The following is a 22188-nucleotide window of genomic DNA, read 5'->3' on the forward strand; positions in this document are numbered from 1 at the left end:
AGCATGGACACAAATAGAGGAGGAATAGTCGGATGGCTGAAAATCCGCAGGCGGAGAAAGATTTGGACCACCAGGGGCAAAAAGATTATTTCATGGACATCGACCGCATGATCAACGAAGGGTTGGGCGGCGGTAATGTAACGGTGCATAACGGTCTGATCGAAGAATCCACGACAGATACGATGGATCATCCGGAATCTGTTGTGGATGAGCCCTAGACAATCGCTTGGAAAAGGAGTGCAGCTGTCATGAATGTGAACCGTGCCCGGGAAATATTGGCTGAAGGCCGCAAAATTACGGTCGAGCTGAGCGGAGTCCCCGTCTGGATCGATAGTGTCGATTCCGCCAAAAACTCGGCTAAAGTACATGCGGAGCATAATCCGGCCGACTCGCGCGTCGTATCCGTCGAGGAGCTGGAGGAAGTGTTCTAAAGAGAAACGCACACGGCAAAAGCCCAAGCCGGACAGGGAATAACATCCCTTGCTCCGGATGGGCTTTTTGCGCTGCTCGTCGTATGTAGTGTGGGCTATCCGGCGAATCCGGTTGCTTTAAGCAAATTGTTCCATCGCTTGTGTGACTTCGTCGAACAAATCCGATACGCTTTGATCGGTTGCTGTCGACGAATCGAAGCCTGACAGCGCATTTTTGATCGTATAGATCGTTTTGGCCGCGCTGCCGGTGCCGGCACGATTGGCCGACTCGCCTGAGCCTGATTCAATGGAGTCAAGCGAACTCAGCTTGTTTTGGATGTTGGCCAAAATCGATTTCTTTTGTTCCGTCGTAAGCGTATTAGCGGCGTCATTGCTTTGTTCGGAATCTTCCGGGGAGCCGTTCAAGCCCCAGGCAAAAGGAGGCGTAATCCCGTCCATCGCTTTCATCATCGGCGGCAGTCCGGGTCCGCCTGCGGGCGGTTGAGCGTTATCGCCATTGAATGAAGGGCGGGAGCTTTTCAGCGTTTGCATCACTTCGTCGAACAGATCCGATACCTGGGAATCGGTCGCACTGGAGGCGTCGAATCCGGACAGCTCGCTTTTGACCGTCGCAATGGCATCAGTCGCGCCGTCAGCGCCATTACCGCTCGAATCGCTTGTCTGGGAAGCGGAGAGCGAGCTCAGCCTCTTTTGCATGTCGGTCAAAATCATTTTCTTTTGCTCCGCCGTCAACGCCGTATCGTTGGAATCGGAACCGTAGTTGCCTGTCGATACTGGAGCCTGGTTCTGGCAGCCCGATAAATAATCCATCATCTCCGGGCTCAGTTGTACGGAATCGGAAGCTGTTCCTTGCTCTTTGTCCGCTGAACTTTTGGAGGTCGGATGATGAGAGTGATGGCGGCCTGTGACCGTATTCGAGCTGTCCGACTGCGTCGTCGAATAGGAAGAACCGGTACTGTAAGGATTGATGGATAGGGACATGATTATTCTCCTCTCTTTTCCATTCGCTAATGCGGAAAGCCCACAGGATATACATCGGACGGCAACATGAATGCAGGGTGAACGCCAGTTGAATGTTTACTGAGAATTGGCTTAATATATATGGGAACGCCGGTTGACAGAATCGGCAGTTGCTACCCATCCTATTTTACCGGGAAATGTGTTTGGGAGTTGCTGCGGCTGCGGACGAGGACTATAATAGGAGCAGCAGTACAAGGAAACGGAAGGAAAGAGTTGAGGAAGCTGGATCAAGCGGCGTACACATACAAATCCCTGAGCGAAGACGATACGGAAAAGCTGGCCCGGCTGCTTGCACCTTATTTGGAGCCCGGCACGGTCATTACACTGGACGGCGACCTCGGGGCCGGGAAGACGAGATTTTCCCAAGGCTTCGGCAGAGCCATCGGCGTAAGTGAAATCGTGAATAGTCCGACTTTTACGATAGTGAAAGAATATGAGGGGGCGCAGCTCCCTTTTTACCATATGGATATGTATCGCATTTCGCAAGAGGAAGCCGACGAGCTGGGGCTGGACGAGTATTTTTATGGCGGCGGCGTCACGCTGATCGAATGGTCGGTGCTTATCGAGGACCTGCTTCCGCAGCAAAGGCTTGGCATATTTATTGAAAATTCGGGCGATCCATCCCGCGTGTTCCGGCTGACGCCGCACGGAGAGCCGTATACGGCCTGGTGCCGACAAATGAAGGAGAACGGACATTTACAATGACAGAAACGACACGACAAAATTCAGGATATTGTCTGGCTATGGATACATCGACCTCCTCGATGACAGTGGCCTTACTGCGCGGCGGCGAACTGGTCGGAGAGCAGCATTCCCAGGCGGAACGCAATCACTCGATCGGGCTGCTTCCGCATATTCACAAGCTGCTTGAGGCGCACGGCCTAAGACCGCGCGATTTGCAATCCGTCGCTGCCGGAATGGGGCCGGGCTCCTATACCGGGGTCCGGATCGCCGTTTCCGTAGCCAAAACATTGGCATGGTCGCTCGGCCTTGATTTGCTCGGCGTCTCCAGCCTCGAAGCGATGGCGCTTGGAGGCGCTCACACGTTGGCCCAAGAGCAGGAGAGCCGCGGCGCGCAAGGGCCGGCCTGGATCGTGCCGCTCATGGATGCCAGACGGACGCAGGCGTTTACGGCGGTCTATGAAGACCGCGGCGTTGCGGGCTCGGGTCAAGCCGGGCCGGACGTGTGGCGGGAAATGATGCCTGACGGCATACGGCTGATGGGCGCGTGGACCGAACAGCTGCTGGCCCTCGCCGCGGAAGCCGGACAGGCCCCGGGCCAAATTGTTTTTGTAGGCGAAACAGAAAGTTTTGCGGCTCAAATCGAGCGTTTCACGGAGCAGTGGACGACCGGCACGGTTCGCACGCTTGCATACCGAATAGAAGCCGAGTATATCGGCCGCTTGGCCTTTCCTCGCTTTGCAAATGGGGAAAAGGATGACGTTCATTCCTTTGTCCCGAACTACACGCAGCTGCCGGAAGCGGAAGTCAAGCTTTTGGCAAAGGCGCAAAAAGGGGAGGATTGACGATGGAGCGGCAGCATGAGCATTCGCAAGAACCCGGACCCTCGGTCGAATTCCGTTCCATGCGTCTGGAAGATATTCCGTTTATTTGCGAAATCGAGCAAGAAGCGTTTACGACTCCGTGGACCGAGGGCGCCTTTCACAATGAGCTGACGAACAACCAGTTCGCCCGCTATATGGTTCTCGACGTCTCCGGCGAAGTAGCCGGTTATGGCGGCATGTGGCTGATCATGGAAGAAGCCCATGTGACGAATATCGCGATTCGCCATACGTACCGGGGGCAAAAGTTCGGCGAGCGACTGCTGCGCGAAATGATGCGGACGGCGGCCTTCTTGGGCGCCATCCGTATGACGCTGGAAGTGCGGGCTTCGAATTTTGTGGCGCAAAGCCTGTATGAGAAGCTCGGCTTCCGTTCGGTCGGTCTAAGAAGAGGTTATTATACCGATAACCGCGAGGACGCGATCATTATGTGGGCGGATCTGCCCAAGTCCAAGAAAAGAAGCGACGGTCTCGAAGCCGGAGACCGCATGGAATAGGTGAACCAATTGACAACGGAAACGAACGTACAACAGGAAGCGGGTTCCGCAAAGCCTGTCTATATTATGGCGATCGAAACGAGCTGCGATGAAACGTCGGTGGCTATCGTCGAGAACGGCAAAATCATCCGGGCCAACGTCGTGTCCAGCCAGATCGAAACGCATCAGCGCTACGGCGGCGTCGTACCGGAAGTGGCGTCCCGCAAGCATGTGGAGTCGATTACGTGGATGCTGCAGGAAGCGGTGCAGGAAGCGGGAGTGCCGCTGCGGGACTTATCCGCGATAGCCGTCACGCAGGGGCCCGGGCTCGTAGGCGCGCTGTTGGTGGGCGTCGTGGCCGCGAAGGCGCTTGCCCTGTCGCTGGAGCTGCCTTTGATCGGCGTCCATCATATCGCCGGGCACATCTATGCCAATCAGCTCGCCCATGAACTGGAGTACCCGCTGATTGCGCTCGTCGTCTCGGGCGGTCATACCGAGCTCATTCATATGGAGGGTCCGGGGCAGTTCCGGATCATCGGCCGGACTCGCGACGACGCCGCGGGCGAAGCGTACGACAAAGTCGCGCGGGCCATGGGCCTGCCATATCCGGGCGGCCCTCATGTCGACCGGCTTGCCGGCGAAGCCGACCACGAGATCCAGATGCCGCGGGCCTGGCTCGAGGCGGACTCCTACGACTTCAGCTTCAGCGGATTGAAATCCGCGGTGCTGAACGTCGTGAATCAGTCCCGGATGCGCGGCGAAGCGCTGCAAACCGCGCAAATCGCCAAAGGCTTCCAAGAGTCGGTCATCGACGTCTTGGTGGAGAAGGCGAGCCGCGCCGTACGCGAATACGGCGCCAGGCAGCTGCTGCTCGCGGGCGGCGTCGCCGCGAACAAAGGGCTGCGCAGCCGGCTGGCCGAGCGCGCCGGCGAGCTGGGCGTGCCGCTGCTCGTGCCGCCGCTGAGCCTTTGCACGGACAACGCCGCGATGATTGCCGCCGCGGCGTTTCTGAAGTGGCGAAAGCGCGAGTTCGCCGAGCTGGACCTGAAGGCGGAGCCGCTGCTCAAGCTCGAAGAGTGGTAAGCCGGCCGGGGGCTCGGCCTCCGAGTGGAAAGACACCTCCAAGCGAGGCGTCTTGTTGTAAAAAGGGGTGAACGATGCTCACCCCTTTTTAACGTTTCGTCAAGCTGTCACGATACTCACAGATTGCTGGCCACCCTTTTGCCAAGGCCGCTTGTTCTTTTGCCGTCCAGCGAACGGTGCCGCCGTCTGTGAAGTGGCCTGACTGCCTGAACAACAACGACCTTCCAACCGTAAAAACCTGCGAAAGTACATGTTTTTTTGATGGAAACGGTCGGTTTTGGGGAAAAGCCTGCAATTGTACAGGAATTTCCGCTGATGAGGGGGCTAGACCCCATGTATGGGCGGAAAAGCCTGCAGATTTGCAGGAATTTCCCGCTGCAGGCGCATAATGGAGCAAAAGGATGCACTTTTGCAGGCTTTTCTGCTCATTGCATTGCCAAGCAGATGCACCAGCTCTAGCCGCAGGGGGATTTTGTTCTCGGATTGGCTCGGAGGGCCAGGCAGGCTAGTTGAATAAGTGTGTACGAGGCGGTTTTACAGGTATACATATCTCGCAATAATTGTTGTAAATCATATCGCCTGTGTATCTTTCAAAAATCGGTTTGTTGTCAATTTGATATCCGCTGTTTTGTAAAGACGGAAAAATTTCAGCCCATGCTTTTTGAATGTCTTCTGCCGTATGTTTGATTTTGCAAGTAACATAGTTTCCGCCGGAAAGTTCACTTTCGCAAATGGAATTATCCATTTGATAATCGTTGGAAATGACCATACAAGCATCATATCGACAGTTTTCAGGAAGTGTCGTTTCCGGGTTATCTTGCGGAATTCCCAGCAGTATAGCCGATTCGCCAAGCAGATTTTTCTCCTTGGCCCATTTTTTTAATTTTTCCATTGCATGAATGTTTCCAGGGCCATAGGGACCTACTTGTCGCACATACGCGATGCGATATTTTGGAAGAGTTTCGACTTTAAGATTCATATTTTCTTTGTCCTCTCTGTATGATATTTCTTACATTCCGAATGCTAACATGATATAAAAATATAATCACTTGTTTTTTAAAATGCTAAAATGTCCCCATACCGTTTACAGTCATGTGCGGGATCATACCCTTATCCGGAGGAGAGGGCGATCTATGAATATATCGATTATCCAGATGAATCCTGTTTTGGATGCTGTTATTAGAAAAGCTCCCGAACTTAAAATAGAGCATTATTATATAGGCGCGGGTTGCATAACTCAAAGTGTTTGGAACCGCCAATGCGGGTTTCCGGTTAATAGAGGTATTAAAGACATTGATTTTGTCTATTTCGACTCGGACCTATCGTATGAAAAGGAGTGCGCGGTCATAGAACGAGTCAAAGGTCTATTCGGCGATCTTCCAATAAGTGTTGATGTCAAAAATCAAGCGCGTGTCCATCTATGGTATGAGCAACATTTCGGTTACGCGATAGCTCCGTATCTTTCGCTTGAAGAGGCAATTAATACTTGGCCTACAACAGCTACTGCAATCGGATTGAGAAAAAATGAAAACGAAACATGGAGATTGTACGCGCCTTTTGGATTAAATGATTTATTCGGTTTAATTGTAAGGGCAAACAAAGCCCAAATCACAAAAGAGATATACGAAAAGAAAGTACTTCGGTGGAAAACGAACTGGCCGAATCTTACTGTACTCCCATGGGATTAAATGCGGCTGCCTGGCTTTTTATTTCACGTTCGGGATTGCGAGGCTTGGAGCAGCATCCGCTTAGCGAAAGGAAAAATACCATGAATCCAATCAGAGATATTAGTTGGGTAGAAAAAGACCAGCTCGTTGATTCGCTTTTAGAATACAGCAGCTCACTAACCGTAGTCCCTTTAAATTCAGGGCTTGAGGCGGAAGTGGCAAAGATTTGTTTTGATGAAACCAGTTTTGTGCTCAAAGTATGGAATAGGTCTTCAAAGCCAAATGTTGAGTGTCAATATAAGCTGTTGAAGGCGTTGTTCAACCAAGGTTTATCGGTATCGCGGCCTATGGGTTGGGGGTTGGATAAAAATTCCAATCAAGTATTGTTAACCGGTTTCGATGGTTCGCCGGTGATGAAAGTAAATCAGTCTATACTTATTTATTTTGCGAAAATATTATCCGATATTCATAGGTTTCCTCCGGAAGATTTAGGTGGTTAAGAACATATTGAAGAGCAATAAACATTTGAACCAAAACCTGATTTGAAAACTAATCAAAGAATGCGGGAATTTCTTAGTCAACTACAATAAGGTCTGGATTTTAACGTTTTCTGAAAGGAAGCAGAAATGAAAATATTAAAGATCGCTTGGCTGTCCTTATTTGCTTTATCTGTACTCACTTTCATTACCGGTATGAATATACACCCACTAATTCCTTACCAGGATCCAACTCCAGAGATGTTAATACAACAAAACAATGCGACAAATTTGGCCGATCGTTTTTTCCTGATTAGTTTGGCTCTGCTAATAAGTTCGATTTGTACATATATCATCTGGTCATTTTTGCGGAAAAGAAAGAAAAATTCAGATCGATTACGATAGCATCTACTTCTGCATGAGAACGAGCACTCACTACAATGAAACTTTTTCCATATATGTCGCGTCTAAATATTTGGATTTTGCTTATGGGAATTTATACCACCCAATTAGGAGGAGCATTTCATGCAAGCAAAAAGTAAAAGTAACAATCGGTTTGTACGACCATTGCTGTTGGCCGCGGTACTGACCGCTGCGTTCGGTTCTTCGGCCTATGCCGAATCGACACCCGCCGGAGTGCAGACTGCCGATCGCATGCATGTAGAAACAGGGGGTGTCGACGTTGCATATAACGACAACGGAGACATTTGGTACTGGGGAGGGTCTCCGAATGGGAGCACTCCTGTCCGAGTGGGTCAGATGAAAGATATTGCCCAAGTGTATCCCGGAGGGCTCAGTATGTTTGTTAAAAAGGATGGAACGGTATGGAGCTGGATGACGAGTCCGGATCCGAACCGCTCCTACTCCGAGAAAGGAAAGGAACCGCAGCAACTTCCCGAATTACACGATGTAAGCAGGTTTGAAGCCGGATTCGGCTTTCAAGCAGCCATGCTCAAAGACGGTACCGTCTGGGTCTGGGTGCCGATTCCTTCTTTGTCTTCGGAATATGCTGCAGGCCACGGAAAGCCAGTGAAGCTTGAAGGCGTCCGTGATGCGGTTTCCATCGCACAAACGAATAATAAATTGATCATTCTGAAGAAAGACGGTACGGTATGGCAATGGAATAAGGATACGTCAATTCCCAACTTGTTGAACATTGACCCTGCCAAAATTTCACAAATCGAAGGCTTTAGCAATGTCGCGAGTATTGCGGTTCAAAGTTTCTTCGTCGGTCAAGATGCCGTATTGGCTTTGAAGAAGGATGGAACCGTCTGGGGCTGGGGCAGTAATGATCTTGGCCGAATCGGCCTTAAAGAGCACAAGTTTTATGATGTCGCCGAACCGATACCCGGATTGACGGATGTAGCGAAAGTAATATCAGGAGGGTACGGCCAATTTGCAGTCAAGAAGGACGGATCTGTCTTAAGTTGGGGTACCAATACAGGTCAACTAGGCCTCAGCGAACCGAAAATTTACGAGCCGACACCGGTTCCGGGTTTAAAGGATGTGGTCGATATCGTCGCTGATATCGATTTCTCCAGCGTACTTAAGAAAGACGGAACCGTCTGGACACTTGGACCCAATAACGTGGTGTCGGGGGGCAGCCTTGAGAGTAACCCCACTTCATTCCCGACAGAACCGAAGCGTGTCGAGGGTTTGAAGGATGTAGTTGCTATCGCCGGCTCATTCAGCCACACCGTTGCGGTTAAGAAGGACGGAACCGTCTGGACTTGGGGCGTGAACAGTTCCGGTCAATTGGGGGATGGAACCACGACTTCACGCACGAACCCGATCCAAGTGAAACTCGATTAGAATTGATGTCGGGATCGGGGATCGGGGCTGTTACCCGGGAATGGATTGAATAATTGTATACTCTTCCATTTTATTAGCGAGGGCATCCATCTGCTTTTCTATGGCGGTTAGATGCTCTCGGTAATGGAAGATGCTGAAATACGTTTCAAGACCGCCGGATGGCTTTAAAACAGCGTATTAATTCGCATATATGGCCCGGAACCGCAACGCCTTTCCTAGATTATGGAATAATTAATCCAATCCCCTTGAACGCCCCCCATTTTTTCAAAAAAACGTTGAGCTCGTTTATTATCAGTACCTGTTATCCAAGTCATATGAGCGTAGCCGTGTTCCCGCGAGTAATTTTGACATTTTAAAAACAATTGTGATTCAACTTCTGTATCTCTGTATGGCTCAATGAGAAAAAGATCGTTCATTAAAGCAATTTTATCTGCTTTCATTGTGCTGAATGTAAAGTACAACGTAGCGAATCCGACTAATTTTCCGTCTTTTTCCGCTACAAATTGTATACCCAGTTGCTTTTCTAAAAGAGTTTGAATCAAACGATGTATCTTTTCAATGTCCGGTCTAGGTTTTCGATAAAAACCAACTATGTATTCATACATTAACTCGGTTAAATTGTTTACGTCATCCGGCTCGGCGTTTCTTATGACAAGAGACATGGGGGCTCCTCCTAATTGTTTATGATGAATAAATATACATCATAACGAATTATTATTCAATCCTTGGATGAGAAAAAGTCTCTATAAGCTTGAATCTTTTTGGGAGGAATAAGCTTGGCAGAAATAGAAATTCGATGAAGTGATATCTGCTGTCGAGAAAGGAGCCTTCCATGTCAAAATCGTCAGAATCCACATCTGAGAAGCAGTGCCCCGAATGTCAAAAGCCTATAGCATTAACAAAAGGTTATGCCCTGTGGTGTGAACACTGTAACTGGAATCTGCAAGCTGATTCTTTCTTGACTAAGCCTGCTAATCTATTTGAAAAAGTTTATCTATCAATCGGGAATAAGCTTGGTCTCAATTTGCTTAACTCATTTATTGAATCAAAACATCAAGTTTCTTCTATGTCATTGAGCAAAATATGCACGCTGCTATTAGCAGCTTGTGTTCATGTATTAAGTATTGGTACATTTTTGATTGGCGTTTACCTGCTTGTGCAAAGTTACCCCAACTGGATAATGATGTTGTTAAGCTTTGTGATTCTTTTGTTCGCTTGGTATGCGAAACCTCAATTTCCAAAGTTGGAAAAAAACACACTCTCAAGAGCCGACTTTCCGGTTTTGTATAAAGTAATCGATGATATTGCAATCAGCATGAATTCGAACAAGGTTTCCGGAATTATCATCAACGAGGAGTTCAATGCATCATTTTACCAAGCAGGATTTAAACGAAAAAAAATCGTACGCCTCGGCCTGCCATTGTTATTGATACTTGATAAGCAAGAATTCGTCGCACTGGTTGCTCACGAACTCGCTCATGGAATCAATGGGGACTCGAAGCGTGGACTTGTGGTTGGCACCGCCATTGATACATTGAACGGTTGGCATGAAATAATGCGTCCTCTTGATGTAAGGGGCAGCATCTTTATGATAATTCCTAATGCCGTACTTTGGTTCGCAACCAAAGTGATTGAACTATGGCTTTATATCCTTTGCCATCTGAACTGGCGTAATTCCCAGCGTGCCGAGTATTTGGCTGATCAGTATGCAGCAATAACTGCAGGTAAAACATTCAAGATGTCCTTGCTTCACAAGCTGCATTTGCGAGAAATGTTTCAATTTTCCGTATTAAAGGTGATCAATACGAAGCAAGATGGCCATTTTTTTGAAACGCTGCAGGAGTACATCCATAATATGCCCGCTAAAGAGTTGGAAAGAATTAAACGTATCAAAGCAGCATCCGGTTCAAGACTGGATGCATCCCATCCGCCTACAGGTTTCCGAATAATCTATATTCAATCATTAGATGATTCACAGCCTTTATATGAATTGAAACAAGAAACATATGAAGCACTGCTTCAAGAATTAAACAAACTAAAAGCGCCTATTGAGAGTACATTGTTAGCGAATTTTCGCATGCTGTATATGCAGCAATAGAGCCTTTACAAGCCAGTGCCGCCATTGGGCCGCGGCTGGCGGCAGCCTACGGCTTGAAAAAATCGGATGGGCTTTTGCCCGTAATCAGCTTGCACACCTGGCTGAAATATGTCGTGTTGTTGAAGCCGACCATTTCGCTTACTTCGTAGACCATATGCTGGCCGGATTGCAGATGTTCGATCGCTTTGCCGATGCGGTAACGGTTCAAATAGGTGACGAAATTTTCCCCGGTCACCCGCTTGAACAGCGCGCTCAAATATTTCGGATGGACGAACAAATCTTTGGCGATGGCCGCGAAGCTGATCTCCCGCATGTAATTTTGCTCCACATACTGTTTGACGCTGCTCACCAGCGGATTGCTCTTTTTCCCCGACAGTTCCTGCGCGGCGCACTGCATCCACTCGCTTACCAAACCGTTCATCCACATGGCCAAAGGCTTCAGCGTATAGTGCTGCTGGATTTCCTGCAAAAATTGCGACATCGTGCGCGGCGGCTCGATCAGCGGAAACTGATCGTTCCAGTAGTGGGTCAAGGAACTGAACAAGGTCACGCATACCGTTTGGATATCGGTGAGGGAAATCCCCGGGCTGCCCAGCATGCGGTCATAAATCGACTGCCAGATTTCGCCGGCTTTGTTCCAATCTTTTGCGGCCAGCGCTTCGCCCCAATGATGCAGCAGCGGCGCCAAATGATCCGCAGCCGTCTGGTACTCGGCGTAATCGCGGAACTGGTACACGGTGCTGGAATCGTGAAACTCCAGCGCTTCGAGCGCTTCCCGGCTCTCCAGATACGAGTCGATCAGCTCGTTCAGGCCGTTTTTTACCGAGCCGATCCCGGCGGAAGCTTCGATTTTCAAATAAATTCTGATTTTCTCGATCGTCTTTTGGGCAATCATTTCAGCCGCGCCGTACAAAATTTCCTGATCGGCCGTCCCGCTGAGCAGCGGCAGAACAAACAGGTGATCGGAATAATCGAGCACATGACCGCGCAGGCTTGGATAGGCGGCAAGCTCTTCCTTGATCATTTCCCGGACAATATTGCCTGCGCCGAATTTCAGCAGCTGCCAGTCGCGTTCCTTTAGCTTCGAGGCGAAGGAGGGGCGCGCGATGCGCAGGCTGACGGCAATCACCTTTTGCGGCCGGGGGATTTCCAAATATTCCAATCGTTCAGGCGGAAGCTCGCCAGGGGAATAGCGGGTCGTTAAAATTTCAAAAAACAGCTTCTCCCGCAGGTAGGGCAGCATCAAGCCGATTTCCCGCTTGTAGTGCTCCTCCAGCCGCTGCTTTTGCTCTATCACATCCAGCTCCTGGTTAATTTCCTTCACAACCGCTTCAATTTCGCTTACGCTGGAAGGCTTCGTCAAAAAATGATTCACGCCCCAGCGCATCGCCTGGCGCGCATTTTCGAATTCCTCGTAACCGCTCAGGATAATGATCGGGATGTGCGCGTTTTCTCCCCGGATCGATTGCACGAGCTGGATGCCGTCCATGCCTGGCATGAACACATCGGTCATCAGCATATCGGGCCGGAGCGTTTTGTAAGCTTCAAAAGCTTCTATGCCGTCCTTCGCCGTTCCGGCAATGCGGATATTCATCGAGGCCCAATCGACATGCTTGGACAAGGCTTTGAGAATAGCTTCCTCATCATCGACAAGCAAAATTGATCTCATGAATTCTCACCATCCAACCATTGTTTTAACTGCTCTTCGCTCTCGATGACCGGCAGCAGGATCGTGACGAGAGCCCCGCGGGGCTCACTGTTGGACATTTGCAAACCAAAGCGCGGGCCGCAAAACAGCTGGATGCGGTTGTGCACATTACGGATTCCGATCCCTTTGGACTTCTCCATATCCCAACCTTCCGGGAAGCCTTCGCCGTTGTCGCTTAAGCGGATTTTCAGCATTTTCGAATGGCCGGGCCCCTGGATTTCGCGAATTTCCAGCCGGATTTCGAGAGGTTCGGACGGATCTTTGGGCTTGCCGTGAATGGCGGCATTTTCAATGATCGGCTGCAAAATAATTTTAGGTATATAGTAGCTCTTCATGTGCGGCTCTATATGCTCGGTAAAGATGATGGCAAAAGGCAGCCGCTCCTTCTGGATGCTGACGTAGCAGCGGGCGTGCTCAAGCTCGTCCCGCAGCCGGATGAACAGCTTGCCCCCGCTTAAGCCGATATGCAGCAGTTTGCCGAGCTGATTGATCATAAAGCTGATATCATGCGCGTTGTAATCCAGCGCCCGCCAGTGGATCATATCCAGCGTATTGTATAAAAAATGCGGCTTGATCTGCGCTTCCAACAGGCTCGTCTGCGCCTCGCGCTTCGCCTTGCTTTCCGTGCGCACGCTCTCCATCAAGTCCTGCAGCCGGGTTACCATGTGATTGAAGCCGAAGGACAGCTGGACGTATTCCTCGGTAAACGAGCTTTTCACTTGGGCCCGGAAATCCCCGCGCTCCAGCTTTTTCATCTCGATCATCATCCGGCGCAGCGGTGTGATCATGTTTTTGACGAACACGTAGGCCAGCACGCCGGAGACGAGCAGGCTGAGCCCGCCGATGCCGAGTACGTACCAGCCGGCTTTTTGAGTGCTGGCCAGCAGCATGCTCACCGGAATGATCTGGACGAGCCGCCACTGCACCGTGCTTGGCTTGGAGAACATGACCAAATATGACTGGCCGCCCTTTTGATAAATTTCCGAGCCGTCGCTAAGCCCGTCCGAATGCTTGGACAGCCAGCCGGCGTCCAGCACGGGCTCTTTATCGAACGCCGTCGAATCGTTGACCTGCACGATCACTTTGCCGGCTGTGTCGACGAGCAGCACCTGCCCGTCGAGCGACATCGGAACGTCGGCGAATTTGTGCAGCACATCGGCGGCCGACATGCGGATCAGCACGTAGCCGATCGTCTCGCCCTTGCTGTTGAACAGATGCTGGACGTAGCCGATCAGCGAATTGGGCACGTCGTTTTCCTGATCCGATAGCCAGATCGCGTCCGCCTGTTTCAGCTTGTCGAACCAAAATTTCCCCGATATGTGACTGATCGGAAAGACGAGATCCGTGGCGCTGTAGGGAGCGGCGTTGAAGGCGTCGGAATATATTTCAAGTGAAGAAATGCCGTTGTTGACCACAAGCGAATGATGCAAAATGTCCGATATGTCCCGCCGGTTGCTGACGATTTCGAATTTGGTCGGATGCGGTGACTCCAGCTTTTCGACGATTTCCTTGTTGCTTACCGTGGAGTAGGCGATGCCGGAGACGTTCGTAATAAAATCGAAGCCCCGGCGGGTGCTTTCGTTGAGCAGCGCAAGCCTGGCCTTGCTGATTTCGGTAAAAGTAACCCCGGAAAAAGCCTGATAGGCCAGACCGATAATGCCGATCAGCACGAGCAGGTTCAAGCATATAAAACAGGTAATCATCAACGTGGAAAGCTTGCTCCGCTTCAAAACGGCCTTCATCTGCATCCAGAGCGCTCGCATCATCTAAGCATCATCCATTCTTGTAGGCAATTAATCTTGTTGGCAAATTACTTCCGATTTTAGCCCTTAATGCCGGATGTCGCAATTCCTTCGACAAAGTATTTTTGACAGACGATAAAAATAACGAAGCACGGGATCAGCGACAGGACGGACATCGCGAACATAGGTCCCCAATCCGACTGCGAGCTTGCATCCAGAAACAGCCGCAAACCGAGCGGAACCGTGTAACGGCTCACTTCGCTCAAATAAATGAGCTGGCTGAAAAAATCGTCCCACGTCCATAAAAAGGTGAAGATGGCCGTCGTAATCAGCGCCGGAAGCGCCAAAGGAATGATGATTCGGGTGTAAATCCGGACCGGGCCGCAGCCGTCGATCGTCGCCGATTCGTCGAGTTCCCTGGGTAAACCGCGGATAAACTGGATCGTCAAAAAAATAAAAAACGCGTCTGTCGCAAGCCATTTGGGCACGATTAACGGCAAAAAGGTGTTCACCCAGCCCAGCTTGTTGAACAAAATATATTGCGGAATCAAAGTAACGTGATGCGGCAGCATAATGGTCATTAGCATCAGTCCGAAGCACAGCGCCTTAAAGCGGAAGTCAAGTCTGGCAAAGGCGTAAGCGGCCATGGAGCAGGAAATGACGTTGCCGAGCACAGCGAATATAGAGACGATCAGCGAATTGGTCAAAAAGGTGGAAAACGGATTGCCGGCTGCGCCTGCCCAGCCTTTCGAGTAATTGTCCAGCACCCACTGCCGGGGCCAGATCCATGTTTCCGTGAAAATCTGGTTGGCCGGCTTGAAGGAGCTGCCGAGCATCCACAGCACGGGATACAGCATGACGAAAGCGATGGCGATGATCAGCGCATGCTTGAGAATGGGCAGTCTGCCCGTTGTCGTTTCCATAAGCTATTTCCCTCCATCCTCATAGTGCACCCAGGATTGGCTTGTTTTAAACACAAATACGGTCATAATGCCGATAATGACGAGCAGCACCCAGGCCATGGCCGAAGCATACCCCATTTGGAAAAACGAAAATCCTTTTTTGTATAAATACAAGGAATACATCAAGGTCGCATTGATCGGTCCGCCTGTTCCGTTGCTGATGACGTATGCCTGAGTGAACGATTGGAAAGAAGAGATGAGCTGCATGACGAGATTAAAGAATATAACCGGCGTAAGAATCGGAATCGTAATCGAGAAAAACTGCCTTGCGGGCTTCGCGCCGTCGACGGCCGAAGCTTCATAGAGCTCTACGGGAATTTGCTTCAAACCGGCCAGAAAAATAATCATGGAAGAGCCGAACTGCCAGACCGATAGCATGATGATCGAATACAGCGCATATTTCGGGTTGGACACCCAATCCGGAGCTTGGATGCCGACATGCAGCAGCAGTTGGTTCAGCAGGCCGTCGCCGCCGAGCATTTTGCGCCATAGAATCGCAATGGCCACGCTGCCGCCGAGCAGCGAAGGAATATAGTACACAGTGCGGTATATGCCGAGGCCGCGGATGCCTTTATTCAGCAGCACGGCTACCCCGAGGGCAATCGCCAGCTTGAAGGGAACGGACAAAAATACATAGATAAAAGTCACCTTGAGCGATGTCAAAAACAGCGGGTCTTGAGTGAACAGCGTCGTATAGTTGGAGCTGCCGACCCATGTCGGACTGTTTAAAATCGTATAGTCGGTAAACGAAAAATAAAGCGATGCCAACATAGGGCCTACCGTCAGAACAAGCACCCCGATAAACCAGGGGGCCAGAAACAACGCGGCAATTCCGTTTTGCCGGAAACGCCGTTTCGCTCTCGCCTGCAATTGTGCAGCCGACGCGATGGAAGTGGTTGATGAATTCATAATCGTATCCGCCTTCGCTATAAGAATACGGTAACCGTAAAGCAGGTTTACGGTTACCGGGTGGCTGCCGCTATTTGTTTTTGCTCAATGTTTGATTCGAGCTTGTGACGAATTGATTCGCGACATCGTCGATGGAAGATTGGCCGAAGCCGACCTTTTGCGCCGATACGGTGAAGTTTTTGTCGATTTCCGCATAACCCTGCGGGTATGGCGGATCGATGTTGCTCGAATTTTTGGAAACCGTATCGATAAAATCAAAAATCATCTGATCGCCTTCCGAGAGCGATGATTTCAATTTCTGGCGAATTTGCGCGTTGATCGGCACGCCGCGCTCAGAGCCGAGAATTTGCGCCGCGTCAGGGTCGTTGACGAGGAAATCGATCACCATCGCAACTTCCGCAGGGTGGGCGGATTTGGCATAGCCGGAAATGAACATGCTTGGTTTCAAATATTCGCCGTTTTTCTTTTCGCCTTCCAGGTGGGGCAGAACTTGCACTTTGATTTTGTCATTCTGATTTTTGATCACCTTCTGGAACGTGCTCACCTGGTTGGAGAAAGCAAAGTCCATGGCGGCGGTGCCCAGGGAAATCGGTCTCGTCTCCAGCGCGTTCGTCGTTGCCGCCGTAATCTCGGGCGTAGTGGCACTGCCGTTTTTGCGCATACCCGCCCACATGTTGTACCATTCGCTCAGCATATCTTTCGTGAAGCCGACCTGGTTGTCTTTGAACATCGACGCGCCATGCTGCCTGACAAAGAGCTCGAACATGTTCGTCGTGCCGGCGATGTCGAACGTGCCGAAGTATCCTTTGCCTTTGGCCGCGGCGATTTTTGTGGAAATATCCTGAAAATCTTTCCACGTCCAGTTTTGCTGAGGCTCGGCGATGCCCAGTTCTTTAAATACGGAGGCGTTGTACACGACAGCCGGAGCGTTCACGCCCAAAGTTACGGCATACAACTTATTGTCTACGGTACCGGCTGTAATCATGCTTTTGTCCAGATCGGCCGTCTTCAATTCCTTGTCCATGTACGGATTTAAATCAAGCAGCGCACCGCGCTTGGCGTAATCGGTCAAAAAGGCGTAATCCATCTGAATCAGATCGGGGGCGTTGGCGCCTGCAACCTGAGTGGCGATTTTGTCAAAATAGCCGTCCCATCCTGAATATTCGGGCTTGATCGTAATATTGGGATGCTTTTGCTCAAACAGCTTGAGCGCTTTCATTGTCAAATCGTGGCGGGTTTGCGAGCCCCACCAGGTCATGCGCAGCTCGACTTTTTTACCGCTGTCCGCCGGTTTGGCCGCGGAGTTTGGAGAGGTGGCGGAACCGGCTTGTCCGGTCGATGGCGCAGCTTGATTGCCACCGGAAGAGCAGGCGGTTAAGGCGGTTACAAGAAGAAGACTGACCATGGCTGCGGTTCTTTTTTTAAACATAGATACCCTCCTTATTTGTGTCAACGCTTACATTTTTAATTGTAAATCGTTTTCCCGGATTGAACATAAAAAAAAGTAAGGTGTTCCTTCAAAAAGGTAACCTTCTTGGCACGCGCTCGTAGGCGCATATTGTTCATGGGAAATGAATTGTATCAACTATCCGGGAAAATGTCATCGCAAAAAATTTGGGAAAATAGAGTATTGACTTTGCAAAATACGCATATTATAATCACATCAATACTTTCAAACGCAACGAACGGGATTAGTAAGGATGAACAGTTTCGCTCAGAGAGCTGCAGATTGGTGCGACGCAGCCGAAACGTTGCCTGAACTCGCCCTGGAGCGGTAAGACTGATAGGGATGCCAAGGATCCGGCAGCCAGGCAGGTCTTGACGGTTGACCCCCGTGATCGGGTACATGAGTGGTTTCGAGCATGCTCGGAACAACAAGAGTGGTACCGCGGAAGGCACAGCCTGTCGTCTCTTAGTTAAGAGATGGCAGGCTTTTTTGGTTTTTCACATATACGACAAACGCGATGAACAAGAGTAGTAAGGGCAAGGTTAACGGTACAGAAAGCTGCGGGACGATGCGACGCAGACCGGGGCCGCCCTGAACTCGCTTGGAAGCGGTCATCCTGACCGGCCCGTACAGGCCGCTAGGGATGGACGGTTAACCTCCGTGACCGGGTGACGCCGGGCGCTTGAATGCTGCCGGCGTCCGAGGTGGGCTTCTTTCAGGAAGCCAACAAGAGTGGTACCGCGCCGGGCTTTGGACCTGTCGTCTCTTTGATGGAGACGGCGGGTCTTTTTGTTGCAGTCAGGCAGGGAATCGGCAAATGAGGAATGGAACCGAAAGGCGCAACTGCAGTGCGCGAACGGTCCGTATCTTCAGTCCGATGCCGCCTGGCTGACGAATTCCGCGGGAGATCGGCCCGAAGTACCTGTAAACAATTTTTGCAAAATTCAAATTAAAGCAATGGCATATACATGAAACAACCTAAAAAACTTTGGAGGTAGTTGACTATGGAAAACAAAAATCGCCGCATTCGCATTTTTGACACGACGCTGAGAGACGGAGAACAGGCTCCCGGAGCTTCCCTGTACCCGGAGGAAAAAATCCGCATCGCCAGACAGTTGGCCCGAATGGGCGTAGATACGATCGAGCCGGGCTTTCCGATTTCCAGCCCCGGCGACTTCCAGGCCGTGCAGCAAATTTCCCGCGAGCTGCAAACGGTGGAAATCTGCGGCTTTGCCCGCGCGGTAAAAGCGGATATCGACGCCGCAGTGAAGGCGACGGAAGATGCGGCTATGCGCCGCATTCACATGTTCCTCTCCTCCTCGGACATCCATCTGGATTTCCAGCTTCGCAAATCGCGCCAGCAGGTCGTGGAAATGGCCCGCTCCATGGTCGCTTACGCCAAGCAATTCGTGGATCGTGTCGAGTTTTCACCGATGGACGCGACCCGCACCGGCGACGAATTTTTGTTCGAGGTGCTGGAGGCCGTTATCGCAGAGGGAGCGACCATTTTGAACATCCCCGATACAGTTGGTTACGCGCTGCCTGAGGAGTACGGCAACATGTTCCGCAGAGTCCGTGCCGGCGTCAGAGGCGGAGATACGGTCGAGTACAGCGCCCACTGCCACAACGACCTTGGGCTGGCCGTAGCGAACAGCCTGGCAGCTATAGCCGCAGGCGTTACGCATGTGGAAGTAACCGTGAACGGAGTCGGGGAACGGGCGGGCAACTGCTCGCTGGAAGAGCTGGTCATGGCGATTGAAACCCGCAAGCAGACGATGGGCGTGGAGACGGGCATCGTGCCGGGCGAGGTGTTCAATACGTCCAAAATGGTCAGCCGCATTATGGGCTTCCCGATCGCATTCAACAAGCCGATCGTCGGACGCAACGCCTTTCAGCATGAAGCGGGCATTCACCAGGACGGATTGCTCAAAAACCGCAGCACTTACGAAATCATGGACCCCGAGAAGCTGGGCATTCCGCGCTCGATGATCATTTTGGGCAAGCACTCCGGCCGCCATGCGCTCAAGCACCGCGTAGGCCAGTTCGGCGTAGAACTGACTGCCGAAGAGCTGGATGCGCTGTACGCCCGCTTCAAGGAAAAAGCGGATGCGCAAAAAGTCGTGACCGACGACCAATTGATGGAGCTTGTCGGCGCTACGGTCGAAGGGCAGATGGAGGCGTTCACCCTGACCCATGTTCAGGTAGTCAGCAGCAGCGACCGCAGCCGCGTTGCGTCCGTTGCGGTTCGCCACAACGATACCGGCATGGAGCAAGTATACTCCGGCACAGGCGAAGGGCCGATCGAGGCGATCGTCAACAGCTTGAAGCAGGCGATGCCGATGCCAGTGGAGTTCTCCGACCTGGAGCTGCATTCGTTGTCCACAGGGGAAAAAGCTACCGGCGAAGCGGAAGTTACCGTAACGGTGGGTGGCGAAGTTTTCAAAAACACAGGCATCGATCAGGACGTTCTCGTCGCAGTGGCAAAAGCGTTCGTATCCGCCTGCAACCAAGCGGTCCGGATGCAAAATTCGGCCGTCAAAGCGGAGGCTTCCCCGGCTTAACAATTTATTCACAATGCATGTGGGTAAAGTTATCCACAACCCCTGTGCATAATGTGTATAACATTCGACAAATCTACGGATACCAACGTTTTCAAAATCTTAATAAAAAGAATAACTTTCTCACAGATTTTTGTGAATAATGTGGATAAAAATGTGGAGAAAGCAAAAAAAGCTTGATTTAGAGGCATATGATGCCTCTTTTTTTTGTGCATAAAGATGTGGAAAAGTGAATAATCCCACAGGGCGGGTCAGGCCGAGGCGTGCCGCTGCGAATATGTTGGCTTTTGGATGAAAATGCTATATGAAAAAACGGGGGGACATGCGCATGAAATGCCGAAACCGAGCTTTGCTTGCCGGCATCGCCATGTTATTGCTGAATGCATCCCCAGCGGCAGCCGCAGTCACGGTCCAACCGGTTGATCGTACGGACTGGGCCGGGCAAGGGGGGTGTATGGCAAAACAGGTCACGGTCGTTTCGATACCGGGATTTTCCTTTTTGGAGCTGCAGCCGGAACGGTTATCCGCACTTCCCTATCTTGCCCGATTGCTGGATCAGGCTGCGGTCGGAGCGATGAATATTCGTACGCCGAACAGAAGGATGCAGGATGTGTACGCATCGATCGGGGCCGGCCAAACGGCTGTCGGGTCCGTTGAAGCGCAGGCGCTAGAGGCCTCTCAGGCGTGGCAGGGAACGAATGCGGCGGATTTGCTGCTGCGATACTCGGGGCGGTCCGGAGCGGAAACAAGCGGCGGCTTGCTCGTGCCCAAAATCGGCATGCTCCACAAGGCGAACAAAGGCCAATTTGCGGAAAGCGCGGCAGGAACTTTAGGCGGGCTGCTCAAAAGCCAAGGCGTCCGCCGATCCGTATTCGGCAGCAGCGATCTGGGCGCAGCAGGCCGGGACGAGCAAAAGCTGCGGAGATACGCGGCGCTTATGCTCATGGACGCTAATGGCGCTGTGGACAGCGGACAAGTCGGGGAAGAAACCCTGACGGAAGCTGTGGACAGACCGTTCGGCGTGAAAAGCAATTATCCACAACTGCTTAAAGACTGGGAGCAAGAGAACGGCATGGCCGCAAATAAGGCGGTTCCGGCGGAGAATCGGAAAAATCTGCAAAACCTGCAAAACCCGGAAAGCTTGGAAAGGCTTGAAAGCCCGGAAAACCGGGAAAACCGGGAAAACCGGGAAAACCGGGAAAACCGGGAAAACCGGGAAAACCGGGAAAACCTGCAAAACCTGCAAAACCCGCGAAACCCGGAAAACCCGGAAAACCCCCAACCCCCACAACCCCCACTCTTCGGCGTGACGCTGCTTGAACTAGGAGACTTGTACAGATTGTACGCGGATAAAGGGAGCTACGGAGAGGAGCGGTTTCGGGATCTTCAGCGGGAAGTGTTGTCGGAGATCGATGCTTTTTTGGGTGAACTGGTTGGGCGTATGGATGCGGGAATGCATTTGTGGATGTTCTCGCCCGAGGTGGGGCGCGATGCCGCCAAAGACAAGCTGCTGCTGTCTCCGCTTATTCGCTATTCCCCGGGGGGAACGGGAGGATTGCTGGCTTCGGAATCGACCCGGAGAACGGGGATCGTTACGTATCAGGGCTTCACTGCCTCTTTGTTGGAGGAGTTCGGCGTCCGGGAAGGGGCCGGAGTGACGGGTCAAGCGGTTACCGTGCGTGAAGAGGGGCGGTCGCTGCCGAAGCTGCTGGATCAGCTCTCCGGCATTCAAACAGTGTACCGCTTGCGGCCGCTGCTGCTGTATCCGTTTGCCTCCTATGAAATTGCCGTGCTGCTGGTCAGCCTGCTGTATATTGCTCTCGTGCACGCAAAAATCGTTCGACGAGGCTTGAAGGTGCGCCGCTTGATTCGGACAGCGTTAATGACTGTGCTGGCTGCACCTGGCGTTCTGCTGCTTATGGGCTATGCGGTTGGGCCGCTGGCCGCAGCGGCTGGAGCGAGCGGGGCCATGGTCTGGCTTGCAGCGGCATTTGCCGCGGTTCTGCTGCCACTGTCGTACGCGCTGGAAAAAAGAAGTTTATCCGGCGCCATGATCGCGCTCGGATGCGGCACGGCCGCCCTGATTACGGCGGACGGCATGACGGACGCGCACGCGATGAAAGCTTCCGTGCTCGGCTACGATCCGATGATCGGCGCCCGCTACTACGGCATCGGCAACGAGTACATGGGCGTCCTGATCGGCGCCCTCGTCCTCGGCGTGACGGCGGCTTTGCAGC

At 51.6% G+C, this 22188-nt stretch carries 19 protein-coding genes, 1 pseudogene and 2 other annotated features; of the genes and pseudogenes, 12 read left to right on the forward strand and 8 right to left on the reverse strand.

The genetic code is table 11. The features are described from left to right. The first annotated feature begins 32 nt into the window (after positions 1 to 32). A complete protein-coding gene (locus tag AC0LWT_RS15965) occupies positions 33 to 218 on the forward strand; it encodes a hypothetical protein (RefSeq protein WP_474682249.1) in 186 nt (61 codons plus the stop codon). Positions 219 to 248: 30 nt separating this feature from the next. Next, entirely contained in the window at positions 249 to 431 is a 183-nt protein-coding gene (locus AC0LWT_RS15970; protein WP_474682250.1) for a small, acid-soluble spore protein, H family, read from the forward strand. Positions 432 to 548: 117 nt separating this feature from the next. Here AC0LWT_RS15970 and AC0LWT_RS15975 read toward each other — a convergent pair whose 3' ends face one another. Then, on the reverse strand, positions 549 to 1412 hold the full coding sequence (locus tag AC0LWT_RS15975; RefSeq protein WP_474682251.1) for a hypothetical protein: 864 nt from the start codon (positions 1410 to 1412) through the stop codon (positions 549 to 551). 261 nt (positions 1413 to 1673) lie between these two features. On the opposite strand from AC0LWT_RS15975, the gene tsaE reads away from it, so the two are divergent. The 4 genes from tsaE to tsaD are packed head-to-tail and all read left to right on the forward strand — an operon-like array spanning position 1674 to position 4572. Beyond that, positions 1674 to 2156, forward strand: coding sequence for a tRNA (adenosine(37)-N6)-threonylcarbamoyltransferase complex ATPase subunit type 1 TsaE (gene tsaE / locus AC0LWT_RS15980; protein WP_474682279.1), 483 nt, complete (start codon positions 1674 to 1676; stop codon positions 2154 to 2156). Positions 2157 to 2194: 38 nt separating this feature from the next. Beyond that, positions 2195 to 2977, forward strand: coding sequence for a tRNA (adenosine(37)-N6)-threonylcarbamoyltransferase complex dimerization subunit type 1 TsaB (gene tsaB / locus AC0LWT_RS15985; RefSeq protein WP_474682252.1), 783 nt, complete (start codon positions 2195 to 2197; stop codon positions 2975 to 2977). Positions 2978 to 2979: 2 nt separating this feature from the next. Then, positions 2980 to 3510, forward strand: coding sequence for a ribosomal protein S18-alanine N-acetyltransferase (rimI, locus tag AC0LWT_RS15990; protein ID WP_474682253.1), 531 nt, complete (start codon positions 2980 to 2982; stop codon positions 3508 to 3510). A gap of 9 nt (positions 3511 to 3519) precedes the next feature. Continuing rightward, entirely contained in the window at positions 3520 to 4572 is a 1053-nt protein-coding gene (gene tsaD / locus AC0LWT_RS15995) for a tRNA (adenosine(37)-N6)-threonylcarbamoyltransferase complex transferase subunit TsaD (RefSeq protein ID WP_474682254.1), read from the forward strand. Positions 4573 to 5077: 505 nt separating this feature from the next. Here tsaD and AC0LWT_RS16000 read toward each other — a convergent pair. Beyond that, positions 5078 to 5551, reverse strand: coding sequence for an AraC family transcriptional regulator (locus AC0LWT_RS16000; RefSeq protein ID WP_474682255.1), 474 nt, complete (start codon positions 5549 to 5551; stop codon positions 5078 to 5080). Positions 5552 to 5705: 154 nt separating this feature from the next. Here AC0LWT_RS16000 and AC0LWT_RS16005 point away from each other — a divergent pair, with 154 nt between their 5' ends. The 3 genes from AC0LWT_RS16005 to AC0LWT_RS16015 all read left to right on the forward strand — a co-directional run bounded on the left by AC0LWT_RS16005 (position 5706) and on the right by AC0LWT_RS16015 (position 8527). Then, on the forward strand, positions 5706 to 6260 hold the full coding sequence (locus AC0LWT_RS16005) for a nucleotidyltransferase family protein (RefSeq protein WP_474682256.1): 555 nt from the start codon (positions 5706 to 5708) through the stop codon (positions 6258 to 6260). After that, the gene (locus AC0LWT_RS16010; RefSeq protein ID WP_474682257.1) at positions 6215 to 6739 is read left to right on the forward strand and encodes a phosphotransferase; all 525 of its coding nucleotides are present in this window, start codon (positions 6215 to 6217) and stop codon (positions 6737 to 6739) included. Before AC0LWT_RS16005 ends, AC0LWT_RS16010 begins: the two co-directional genes overlap by 46 nt. 501 nt (positions 6740 to 7240) lie before the next feature. Continuing rightward, positions 7241 to 8527: an RCC1 domain-containing protein gene (locus AC0LWT_RS16015; protein WP_474682258.1), complete on the forward strand. Its 1287-nt coding sequence runs from the start codon at positions 7241 to 7243 to the stop codon at positions 8525 to 8527. Between the two features lie 215 nt (positions 8528 to 8742). On the opposite strand, the gene AC0LWT_RS16020 is transcribed toward AC0LWT_RS16015, so the two are convergent. Beyond that, complete coding sequence (locus AC0LWT_RS16020; RefSeq protein ID WP_474682259.1) at positions 8743 to 9189, reverse strand: GNAT family N-acetyltransferase; 447 nt, start codon at positions 9187 to 9189, stop codon at positions 8743 to 8745. A 170-nt stretch (positions 9190 to 9359) separates the two neighbouring features. Here AC0LWT_RS16020 and AC0LWT_RS16025 point away from each other — a divergent pair, with 170 nt between their 5' ends. Then, entirely contained in the window at positions 9360 to 10625 is a 1266-nt protein-coding gene (locus tag AC0LWT_RS16025) for a M48 family metallopeptidase (protein ID WP_474682260.1), read from the forward strand. A gap of 46 nt (positions 10626 to 10671) precedes the next feature. On the opposite strand, the gene AC0LWT_RS16030 is transcribed toward AC0LWT_RS16025, so the two are convergent. The 5 genes from AC0LWT_RS16030 to AC0LWT_RS16050 form a co-directional block, all read right to left on the reverse strand. Further along, on the reverse strand, positions 10672 to 12294 hold the full coding sequence (locus tag AC0LWT_RS16030; protein ID WP_474682261.1) for a response regulator: 1623 nt from the start codon (positions 12292 to 12294) through the stop codon (positions 10672 to 10674). After that, positions 12291 to 14099, reverse strand: coding sequence for a sensor histidine kinase (locus AC0LWT_RS16035; RefSeq protein WP_474682262.1), 1809 nt, complete (start codon positions 14097 to 14099; stop codon positions 12291 to 12293). The genes AC0LWT_RS16030 and AC0LWT_RS16035 overlap by 4 nt, the downstream gene beginning before the upstream one ends. Before the next feature lie 56 nt (positions 14100 to 14155). After that, positions 14156 to 14998: a carbohydrate ABC transporter permease gene (locus AC0LWT_RS16040; protein ID WP_474682263.1), complete on the reverse strand. Its 843-nt coding sequence runs from the start codon at positions 14996 to 14998 to the stop codon at positions 14156 to 14158. Between the two features lie 3 nt (positions 14999 to 15001). After that, complete coding sequence (locus AC0LWT_RS16045; RefSeq protein WP_474682264.1) at positions 15002 to 15946, reverse strand: carbohydrate ABC transporter permease; 945 nt, start codon at positions 15944 to 15946, stop codon at positions 15002 to 15004. A 70-nt stretch (positions 15947 to 16016) separates the two neighbouring features. Next, a complete protein-coding gene (locus AC0LWT_RS16050; protein ID WP_474682265.1) occupies positions 16017 to 17375 on the reverse strand; it encodes an ABC transporter substrate-binding protein in 1359 nt (452 codons plus the stop codon). A gap of 243 nt (positions 17376 to 17618) precedes the next feature. Then, positions 17619 to 17862: a binding site (T-box leader), on the forward strand. Between the two features lie 39 nt (positions 17863 to 17901). After that, positions 17902 to 18163 (forward strand) — a binding site (T-box leader). A 234-nt stretch (positions 18164 to 18397) separates the two neighbouring features. Between AC0LWT_RS16050 and AC0LWT_RS16055 the strand changes: the two genes are divergently transcribed. Continuing rightward, positions 18398 to 19954 carry a 2-isopropylmalate synthase gene (locus AC0LWT_RS16055; protein ID WP_474682266.1) on the forward strand — a complete coding sequence of 519 codons (1557 nt, stop codon included), beginning with the start codon at positions 18398 to 18400 and terminating at the stop codon, positions 19952 to 19954. A 325-nt stretch (positions 19955 to 20279) separates the two neighbouring features. Beyond that, positions 20280 to 22188 (forward strand): annotated as a pseudogene (locus AC0LWT_RS16060) (hypothetical protein); the annotation flags it as partial.

Source organism: Paenibacillus sp. sgz302164 (genome assembly GCF_056120505.1).